Annotated in this window: 11 protein-coding genes and 1 riboswitch; of the genes, 8 read left to right on the top strand and 3 right to left on the bottom strand. The window is 59.7% G+C overall.

Annotated features, from left to right (window positions below; translation table 11 throughout):
• Nucleotides 1-320: 320 nt before the first annotated feature.
• Together sigK and ABD059_RS01335 are read left to right on the top strand one after the other, a co-directional pair.
• Nucleotides 321-935 carry an ECF RNA polymerase sigma factor SigK gene (gene sigK / locus ABD059_RS01340; RefSeq protein WP_209729863.1) on the top strand — a complete coding sequence of 205 codons (615 nt, stop codon included), beginning with the start codon at nucleotides 321-323 and terminating at the stop codon, nucleotides 933-935.
• A gap of 302 nt (nucleotides 936-1,237) precedes the next feature.
• Nucleotides 1,238-1,474 carry a hypothetical protein gene (locus ABD059_RS01335; RefSeq protein WP_209729865.1) on the top strand — a complete coding sequence of 79 codons (237 nt, stop codon included), beginning with the start codon at nucleotides 1,238-1,240 and terminating at the stop codon, nucleotides 1,472-1,474.
• Between the two features lie 231 nt (nucleotides 1,475-1,705).
• Here ABD059_RS01335 and ABD059_RS01330 read toward each other — a convergent pair whose 3' ends face one another.
• Nucleotides 1,706-2,188: a serine hydrolase gene (locus tag ABD059_RS01330; RefSeq protein ID WP_343877277.1), complete on the bottom strand. Its 483-nt coding sequence runs from the start codon at nucleotides 2,186-2,188 to the stop codon at nucleotides 1,706-1,708.
• Nucleotides 2,189-2,637: 449 nt separating this feature from the next.
• Here ABD059_RS01330 and ABD059_RS01325 point away from each other — a divergent pair, with 449 nt between their 5' ends.
• Nucleotides 2,638-3,126 carry an Lrp/AsnC family transcriptional regulator gene (locus ABD059_RS01325; protein ID WP_343877275.1) on the top strand — a complete coding sequence of 163 codons (489 nt, stop codon included), beginning with the start codon at nucleotides 2,638-2,640 and terminating at the stop codon, nucleotides 3,124-3,126.
• Nucleotides 3,127-3,185: 59 nt separating this feature from the next.
• On the opposite strand, the gene ABD059_RS01320 is transcribed toward ABD059_RS01325, so the two are convergent.
• Together ABD059_RS01320 and ABD059_RS01315 are read right to left on the bottom strand one after the other, a co-directional pair.
• On the bottom strand, nucleotides 3,186-4,211 hold the full coding sequence (locus ABD059_RS01320) for an isopenicillin N synthase family dioxygenase (RefSeq protein WP_343877273.1): 1,026 nt from the start codon (nucleotides 4,209-4,211) through the stop codon (nucleotides 3,186-3,188).
• Between the two features lie 171 nt (nucleotides 4,212-4,382).
• On the bottom strand, nucleotides 4,383-4,814 hold the full coding sequence (locus ABD059_RS01315; protein ID WP_343877271.1) for a universal stress protein: 432 nt from the start codon (nucleotides 4,812-4,814) through the stop codon (nucleotides 4,383-4,385).
• Nucleotides 4,815-5,070: 256 nt separating this feature from the next.
• Between ABD059_RS01315 and ABD059_RS01310 the strand changes: the two genes are divergently transcribed.
• From ABD059_RS01310 to ABD059_RS01290, 5 genes are all read left to right on the top strand, one after another.
• A complete protein-coding gene (locus ABD059_RS01310) occupies nucleotides 5,071-5,799 on the top strand; it encodes a VIT1/CCC1 transporter family protein (RefSeq protein WP_343877269.1) in 729 nt (242 codons plus the stop codon).
• A gap of 140 nt (nucleotides 5,800-5,939) precedes the next feature.
• Nucleotides 5,940-6,116, top strand: a riboswitch (cyclic di-AMP (ydaO/yuaA leader).
• A 116-nt stretch (nucleotides 6,117-6,232) separates the two neighbouring features.
• Nucleotides 6,233-7,018: a LysM peptidoglycan-binding domain-containing protein gene (locus ABD059_RS01305; RefSeq protein WP_343877268.1), complete on the top strand. Its 786-nt coding sequence runs from the start codon at nucleotides 6,233-6,235 to the stop codon at nucleotides 7,016-7,018.
• A gap of 175 nt (nucleotides 7,019-7,193) precedes the next feature.
• Nucleotides 7,194-7,934: a DsbA family protein gene (locus tag ABD059_RS01300; RefSeq protein WP_343877267.1), complete on the top strand. Its 741-nt coding sequence runs from the start codon at nucleotides 7,194-7,196 to the stop codon at nucleotides 7,932-7,934.
• Nucleotides 7,934-8,812, top strand: coding sequence for a cytochrome c biogenesis CcdA family protein (locus tag ABD059_RS01295; RefSeq protein ID WP_343877265.1), 879 nt, complete (start codon nucleotides 7,934-7,936; stop codon nucleotides 8,810-8,812). Before ABD059_RS01300 ends, ABD059_RS01295 begins: the two co-directional genes overlap by 1 nt.
• A complete protein-coding gene (locus ABD059_RS01290; protein WP_343877264.1) occupies nucleotides 8,809-9,306 on the top strand; it encodes a hypothetical protein in 498 nt (165 codons plus the stop codon). Before ABD059_RS01295 ends, ABD059_RS01290 begins: the two co-directional genes overlap by 4 nt.
• Nucleotides 9,307-9,313 lie beyond the last annotated feature (7 nt).

The raw sequence follows: 9,313 nt of genomic DNA, 5'->3' as shown, positions 1-9,313 counted from the left end.
AATAACCAGGCCGTCTGGGAACAAGCCCTCAACGTCTAACCCAATTCACCGGGATAAATGCAGCATCCCAAACCATCGTTTGCGGCCGTCAACAGGCTCGTCCCTTCTGCCGTTTCATTCATCCCAGTCACCATCCGAAACGCAATACGGTATCTTGATCAAAGGACGGCCTCGGTTACCGTTTTTCGCTGTTTACGACACTTTCCGTCTGACCGCACGGCGAGCTACCACCAAAGGGCACTCGTTATGAACAGACACGACGGCGCACACTTCAACACCGCCGACTACGCAGATCCGATCCCCATACACCACACAAGGCTATGGATCAGCTGATTTTGAACGCGTCCGAACGTAGATCCGCCGGAGTGAACTTTCAGGCAGATCACAAACCACTAGCCGAGCTTCTTCACCGTGCGGGCGAAGGAGACCGGGATGCTTTCACCACGTTCTACCAACTCACATCTCACCGGGTCTATGGTCTTGCGCGCCGGGTCACCGTCGACGCTGAGATAGCCCACGACGCCACCCAGGAAATCTTCCTCATCGTCTGGCAGGACGCCCACAAATACAACCCCACAATCGGTAATCCCATGGCCTGGCTGATGACCATCACCCACCGCCGAGCCGTTGATAAAGTCCGCTCAGAACAAGCCAGAACCGACCGGGACGCGCTCTGGGGCGTCGCGAACCACAGCCCGGACTACGACGTCGTAGCCGAAACCGTTACCACCAGAATAGAAGCCCAATCCGTCACCGCCTGCCTGGGAAGCCTCTCTGCCGCCCAACGAGAAGCAATCAGCCTCGCCTACTACAACGGCCTGACCTACCGTGAAGTCGCCGAACGTCTGTCCATCCCGCTACCGACCATCAAAACCAGAATCCGAGACGGACTCAAACACCTGAGAACCTGCCTAGACGAGGGCCCAACCAAGTGACCCCTCTCCTTCAAAACCAGACAGCAAACATCGAGCGGGCCCCCTCGATGGAAGAACCGGCACGACGGCTCGCCGATCTTCAGTCAGCCCGCGCCCACCTGGCACGCACCGTGCTTAGCTTCTTGGCAGGATGTGTAAACACCGATTCGATCTGCGACCCCAGCGCGCACATCACACCAAACACACAACGACTACTCAGCGCAGCAATACGTGACTTAGTGGCCATAGACGATCAACTAGATGAAGCCCGCAATCCGCTCACCACGCCCTTTCCCGAACGCGTGCAGTAGAAAGTAGAACCGATGGACCACAACAGTAGGATCACGCCAGAAGAGCTATTTCCGGCGGACCTAACCATCCTGGATGACACCGAGGTGGAAGTGCTCAACAGCAAGGTTCGCCGTGAACTGGACGCTGAATACCTCGATTCAAATCCTGAACCTGAAACTGAAGGACGCCTAGAAGAACTCACTACCGAGCTCAACCGACGAGACCTGGTCACAGCACAACCACCCCACGAAACGGGCGACCCGCTGTAACCCACTACTCCCGATCGATAACCATCGTTCGCAAGACCGTTTGAGACCCCTCACAGCCCAAGGAATACAAGGGCTCGCCGTGTAACGGTTGCCGCGGCGTACGCACCATCGCAAGGGGTACCTCCCTTCGCGACACACCAAATTGGCGAAGGACTTCTTGGCTACAAACCGGCCCGGTCGCCCCGGCCGACGGCTGATTTCTGGTGAATATTCGCGCTAACGTCGCATATTTCACTTTTTCACAAGCCACCCCTTATTGACCATGTCCTGGATCTGGAAGGCCGCGTCCTCCTGGCCCAGATTCTCATGGAGACTGGCTTCGCCGTCTTCGACTGAATGGTAAAAGGCGGCAGCCGTAATGATCTTCGCCGTACTGGCAGCAAAGAACGCTGACTCTTCCCCGAACACTCGTGCGTCATCACCCGAGGCGCCGGCTATGGCAACCCCGACCTGGTAGTCGCCCGCAGCGTCAAGGATCGCTGTGATGTCGTCATCCAGTGACTCGGGTGCTTCTGCAACCGGGGCCGACGGCGGTTCCTCCGAACGGTCGGAATCGGTCGGCAAAGTATTGGCGGAAGAGGGTGTAGGTGCCGAAGGTTGTTCGGGAGCCCCGCCCGGCGGCTTCTCTGTCGCAGGAGCGCAGCCAGCACCGGCCACCAGCACGGCAGTGGCAATGGCAGGTAGAAACGCAGACTTCTTCGTAGTGACCTCCAAGGTGGTTCGATCCTGTTGCGGCGGATACGGCGCAACAGCATGTCAACGAGCCGACGAGTGGGGGTTCTGTGACCTCCGGCCAGACTGCGCCAACACTCTCGCCCGTTAAGAGCGTCCCACAGACCACCGCCGGGGCAAGAACCGCGGCGCCGGCGACGGTGCCGGGGCACAGGCTGAACCAGATCGAAGAAGTCCGCAGCAGGGATGGGGCGACGGACTGCGCGTGCTCCTTGTGGGAGCGGCACTTCGCAACCTTGGAGTGGGTGTGCTCTCTAGTTGCTTCTCAAGCCTGGGAAGGGATCTCCATTCCTGGCCGTTCTGTCTTCCATTGAGCAACATCGTCTGGCCTGTGTGCAACAGTCGGCGTATTTAGTAGTCAATCTGACTAGACTTCTAGCTGTACAAGCGCGAAGTGTGGTCATCCTGACTGCACCTACTGAGGAGAACCCATGGCCACCAACAAAGATCACCGTCCGATCAGGGATGCTATTGACCGTGCAGTCCTTGAAGCACTTGACGCTGACTCTCGAATGACCGTGCTGGCCATCGCGCACCGCACAGGGTTAGCCCGCGGGACGGTCCAAGCGCGCCTGGAGCGCTACGAGTCCCAAGGCGCGCTGAGGGACAACAGTGTGCGCATCGCGCCGGAGGCCCTGGGCTTGTTCATCTCAGCGCATGTAGCCGCAGAGCTTGACCAGCACAGGATCGATGTTGCCGTTGAAGGGCTCCGCGCCATTCCCGAAATTGTCGAGTGTCTGGCACCCGCGGGAGAAACAGACCTTCTCTGCCGGGTCGTCGCTCGCGACCCGGATGACCTCTACCGGGTGTCGGAAGAGATTCGCCTCTGCCCTGGAATTTTGCGAACCAGGACCAGCATGTTCCTCCGGCAACCCATCCCCTACCGGATGGGTCCGCTCCTTGCGACGCTGGGTAACTAGACCAACGGGGAGCCACACCCGTTCCGCTGAGCTTCAGACCCGATGGCTGTCTACGTTCTCTATTGCTGTCCTTGCTGCTGCAGGAGGTCGGCGTGGTGAAGTGCGGCAACGTTCGGGTGGGCCCGCAACCGATAGCGCAGGGCGTTATCCCCGTAGGTTTCGAGGATTGGACTGTCGGTCGGATCCGCCGACAGCCCTTGAGCCTTGGCGTGGAACTGCGGGCTCATGCGCAGGGCGGGCATGGTGGCGTCGAGTGCCGGATTGTAGAAGAAGGGCAGCGAAATCCTGTCGGCGCCGGTACCGGGTGAGATGACACGGTGCAAGGTCGCTTTAAGATAGCCGTTTGTCGCCAACTCAAGCATTTCACCGATGTTGACGACAAAGGTTCCAGGAACCTGGGGTACGTCAATCCACTTTCCCTGGTATTCGACCTGGAGCCCGCCCTTTCCCTGCTCTACCAGGAGCAGGGTCAGTACTCCGCCGTCGCGGTGTGAACCGACGCCCTGTTTCGGCTCGTTGCCGGACTCACCGGGGTAGCGCACGATTTTCAGCATCGGGAAGGCGTTGGAACCGAAGGCTTCATCGAAGCTGTCCTCTGGTGCGCCGAGAGACACCGCAAGCGCCCGCAAGAGATCGAGAGAGATGGCGCTCAGTCGCTGTGTCCATTCAGAGACGATCTCCCGCATCTCGGGCAATTCAGCCGGCCACAAATTGGGGCCTTCCAGCCGCCAGTAGTCAGCTACATCTCCCCCCGTTTCCACAGCGTCGCGCTCGACCCCAATGTCGATCTGCTCTCGCCAGTCCACCGCCCGGTCGGTCAGCTCAGCGCCCATCCGGGTGTAGCCACGAAACTGGGGGCTATTAACGTTCTCCAGCGCCAGTTTTTGTTCCTCCGACAGGTCGAAGAAACGCCGGGAGGTGTCGAGCATGGCGTCAATGAGCTCCTGCGGAATGCCATGGCCTGCCAAGTACAGGAACCCGACCTCGTGCATCGCCTTGCGCAAACCGTCCCGGAAGTCTGATGCTTCCTCCGGGCCTGCGTTCAGCTGAGAGTAATCCAGGACAGGCAGTGATTCGAGTGACAAGTTCTTATAGTCCTTTACGACGCGTTTCGGAAACCGGAGTCCGTATCCGCTTCAATGTTACGACCGAAGCCGGGGAGTCGAACGATCCCGTTGCGAAGTATGTCGACCGCCCATGCGGCCGTTTGCACTTCTCGGGTCAGGCCGGGACGTAGCGTCGAACCTGCGGTGTAATCAGGATGCGGTCTTCACGACGAGCACATCACAGGGTGCGTTGTGTACAACACTCCAGGCAACGCTGCCCAGCACCCGCCGGAGCCCTTTCATTCCTACGTTACCTACCACCAGCAGCTGGGCGTCGGTACGCTCTGCCTCCTCGATGAGGACATCCTGCGGCTTGCCCCGTCCCGCAGCGGGGCGGACCTTCACAGAGGGATGTTGTTCCCGCAGCTTCACTGCAACCTGCTCGGCCAGCTTGAGAGCCTGCTCAGCATCGTCCAGTATCCATGTGTCATTGCCGATATGGACGACTTCAGTGTTGCCCGTAATGTGCGCGCTGACCACCACGAGTTCGGCATCGAGGCCCTCAGCAAGAGTCGCGGCGCGTGAGGCTGCCTTAAATGCGGTCTCACTTCCATCCACACCAACAATCACACTTCCGGTCATGACGTGTCCTCCTCGAACTTCGAACCGCAATTGCGGTATGTGGTGCCTACTTGGTTCGCTTACCCTACTCGGTCAAAGAATCGAGTGCCTCTTCGCCGACCCGTGGACCACACCGCCCAGCGCAATGTTGACCGGCAGCTCTCTCCAGCGCCGCAGTGGATCACCGTGAAGTGCGTCGCGGTCACCCGATTCGTCACGCAGGCATGAGAGTGGATCCTTACTGGTGCACTGGCTCGTGGAGGCCTAGATTACGGGCATGACTAGTTCTCCCGTACCAGGCACGCATAGTGATGAACCGCATGACAACACCATCCATGGCAGACTCAATTGGCTGCGAGCCGGTGTACTCGGAGCCAATGACGGAATTGTCTCGGTCGCGGCCCTGGTCGTCGGAGTCGCGGGTGCGACAACGGCAACTCCCGTGATTCTTGCCGCTGGCATCGCCGGTCTTGTCGGCGGTGCGATATCCATGGCTCTTGGAGAGTACGTGTCCGTGAGTAGTCAGAAAGACAGCCAGGAGGCCCTCATCGCCAAGGAACGCCTTGAGCTGGAGACCGAGCCCGAGGCTGAGCTTGTGGAGCTTGCCGGAATCTACCAATCAAAAGGGCTGAGCCCGGACACGGCCCATCAGGTGGCAGTCGAACTCACCAAACACGATGCCCTGGGGGCCCATCTCGAAGCGGAACTCGGATTGCGCGAGGACGCCGTGGCGAGCCCGCTCGCTGCTGCGGGGGCGTCTGCGCTGGCCTTCACCCTTGGAGCGATTCTCCCCCTGCTGACAATCCTTTTGTTTCCAGAGGAGACTCGTGTCCTTTGGACCTTCGGCGCAGTCCTGATTGCCCTCGCCATCACCGGCTACGGAAGCGCACGGATTGGCGACAATCCAGCGACGCGCCCGACTGTGAGGATCGTTCTCGGCGGCGCGCTCGCATTGGCCGCCACCTTCCTCATCGGGTCGCTCCTGGGGACCACCGGAGTGGTCTAATGCTCGACAACGCCCCGGATTTGTCCTTTTTCCTTGAGGCTGCCGACCGGAAAACCGCACTCGAGGTAAATGTTTGTACATTTGGCTTTTCCGAGTAGGTTGATTACAACGCTCCACTAAAAGTGGGGCTCATCGATGCCTCTTACCGAACCCAGCCAGAGGCTTAGGTCCTTGGATAGGAAGGCTGGGACGGGGAAACCACAGGTGGGTTCTTTAGAACCCTTGGGGTGAAGCCGAATGGGGATTTTGTCCTCATGCGGCCGGGTGCCTCCCATCCGAATCCGACAGCTCACCTCGTAGGTATAGGGAGAGATTACCCATGTCATCACATACTCTGCGTGCTCGACATCGCGCCGATACGAAAAGCCGTTCGATTCTTCTCCTCAGCGGGCAGTCCACCCTCTCCCAGTAGGGGCCCAAAGTCGCAGCGCTTGTGGTTGCTTCCGGAATGCTGGCGGCGGGAGCGAGCCCCGCCCACGCTTCGGCGATCGCCCACCCGGCGCAGGATCACACCGTTTCATCGCTCTCATCGGCTGCTTCACCAGTCGAAGTGGAGGCGACCCCCACCGATCAAGGCACTGCGTACACCGTGCAGTCAGGTGATTCGCTGGGAGCTATCAGCGTCCAGACAGGTGTGGCGTTGCACAAGCTCCTGAGCCTGAACCAGCTCACTGTCACGTCAATCATCTACCCGGGAAACACCATCGTCCTGTCAGATGAGTCGAATGCCGAGAATGCTGCAGCGATCGACGCCGGCTCCGCAGGCCCGTCATCAGCGGTTTCCGACTCTAGCCTGACTACACAAAGTGCATCGATCAATGCCCTGAGCACCAGGGTGAGCAACGAGTCAGGAAACATCTGGGATTCCTCGGACGCTCCCCAGAGCGGTACTGCCAACAGCCGTATTCTTGCCTTCGCTAACACGCAGTTGGGCGCTATTCAGGACTGCACCGTCCTGGGCGAAGGAGCATTGCGAGCCGCCGGGGTGATAGGGGTAGGAGATGAGTCCCCCGAGTCCTTGATGGCCTTCGCTACTCCAGTATCGGATCCCCAGCCCGGCGACTTCGTCTACTACGCGGACGGCGGGATGGGCTTTTCACACAACGCCGTCTACCTCGGCGACGGACGAGCCATCCACAGCGGCTGGAACGGTAACCAGACGGTTGAGGAATCCGTCAACGTAGGTTCCGGTCCTGTCTATTACCGGGTCAACCTCTAGTCGACAAACCCGCTGGCTGGGCTCTGACCTGGCCGACCTCGGTGTATTTCGGACATGCCCGGACACCAGATCAGACAGACAGGATCTGGTGTCCGGGTGAATCCTTTCCCCCCTTTTTTCTTTTTCCCTCCCCCTGCGCCTCCCCCAGTGGACGCATGACGCCAGGAGTAATGAAGTGCCACAAGAATCTGATCAACGAACTACAGGTGTTCGATCGGCCACCCTCATCGCTGCCCTGCTTGTCGCCGCGCTCATCCTGATGATTGGGTTGATCGCATCCCAGCGAGCCTCCTCCCCCGCTTCAGATGGATCAGGAACAGACGTCGCAGAGGAATCCGGTGGCCGGGAGGAAGAAAAGTTCGATTTATCCCGGCGCATCGCCGACGACCCGTTAGCAATAGGTGAGGTTGACGCCCCAGTTGTTTTGGTCGAATACGCCGACTACAGATGCCCGTTCTGCGGGGTTTTCTCGCGCGAGACATTGCCGGCGTTGGTCGAGCAGTATGTAGCTAGCGGGGAACTAAGGATTGAGTGGCGAGATTTGCCGGTCTTCGGGGCCGAGTCTCTTAGCGCTGCAGTTGCCGGCCGGGCAGCAGGGGAACAGGATAGGTTCTGGGAGTTCAATAAGGCCGTCTTCGCTGCGGCCCCCGACCGCGGACATATCAGCCTCCCGCGCGAGGAGCTGATCCGCATCGCAGAAGAAGTTGGGGTAGCCGACATCACGGCGTTCACAGCGGATCTGGACTCGGAGGAGCTCAATCAGGCTGTTCAAACCGACGCTGAGGAAGCCGCAGCCCTGGGAGCTACCGGAACACCCTTGTTTCTGGTGAACGACATCCCCATCTCGGGCGCCCAACCAGTAGAAGTATTTGAACAAGCCATTGAGACTGTGCTGGCAGAAACCAGTCCCCAGTAATGCTCATCGGATACAGCGGGGCGTTCCTCGGTGGTCTCCTCACCCTCCTCAGTCCGTGCTCAGCATTGTTGCTGCCAGCATTCTTCGCGTATGCCTTCAGCACAAAACAGCAACTGGTCGGCCGGACCATGCTCTTCTACGCAGGATTGTTGTGCACCCTCGTACCCCTGGGGGTCTTCGCTGGCACCCTGGGGTCCCTCGTCACCACTGACCGACACATTCTCATCGGGCTCGCAGCCGCCCTCATGATCGTTTTGGGTCTCATTCAGATCCTCGGTGTCCGCCTACCGGCATTCATCCGCACCCGGTCCGCGACTGTCGGTTCCGGCGGTTCCGTCTTCGTCCTCGGATTGGCATACGGGGTCGCAGGAGCCTGCACCGGACCCATCCTTGGGTCAATTCTTACCGTCGCCGCAGCTGGCAGCAACGCCGTCTACGGCGGAATTCTGCTCGCCATCTATGCACTGGGAATGGCAGTCCCGCTGTTCTTTCTCGCTGCACTGTGGGACCGCCTCGGTGTTTCCGGACGTCGGTGGCTTCGTCCCCGCCCTGTAACCATCGGACGGTGGTCCAACACCTGGATTATGGTGATCTCTGGCTCCCTTTCAATCGGCATCGGAATCTTCCTCATCGCCACAGACGGAACAGCGAGTCTGGGTGGGATCCTTTCCGTTACTGACCAGTTCGCCCTCGAGAACGCGGTACGTACCTTCGCGGACTCAATCCCCGACGTAGCTGTCATGCTGTTAATTCTCATGCTCCTCACCGCAACCGGCGCCACCTACTTACGCCGGCGCAGCCACAGGTCATCAGCACCCCCGGATGACTCCGCATCACCAGAAGCGTCTTCGGATCAAGTGTCAAAGGAAGCTCCATGACTCCCCGCACCGGGAACCCCACAACTCAGCGACCCTCTCTGCTCAACGCTCTTCTTCGGTGGCCCTTACGCCGGTGGATCGCCGTGTTATTCGGTGCGGTGGCGACCTTCCTGCTCGTAGCCATTCCAACCGATCTCATCGACACGCCATTATTCAGCCGTGAAGTTCCCCCCACCGGGTGGTCGGTGCCAGCGCTGATCATCTCGTCGGCGCTAAGCGGCCTGGTCCTCGGTACCTATATCGCCCAGGATCGGATTGACGAATCTCCGCGGACCCGTTCGGGCATCGCGGGGGCGATCGTGACCTTTTTTGCCGTCGGCTGCCCCGTGTGCAACAAGATCGTCTTGCTCGCTCTGGGAACCTCGGGAGCGATGCAGTACTTCGAGCCCATTCAACCCGTCCTCGCGGTTCTCGCTATCGGCCTCCTCTCCTGGGCCTTCTACCGGCGCGCCACGTACGAGGATCGTTGCCCAGTCCCAGCGAAGTCGGTGTAACAGCCGT

This window comes from Arthrobacter flavus (assembly GCF_039526005.1).
GTDB classification, from domain to species: domain Bacteria; phylum Actinomycetota; class Actinomycetes; order Actinomycetales; family Micrococcaceae; genus Arthrobacter_D; species Arthrobacter_D flavus.
This window is presented reverse-complemented; position numbering and strand designations above follow the sequence as displayed.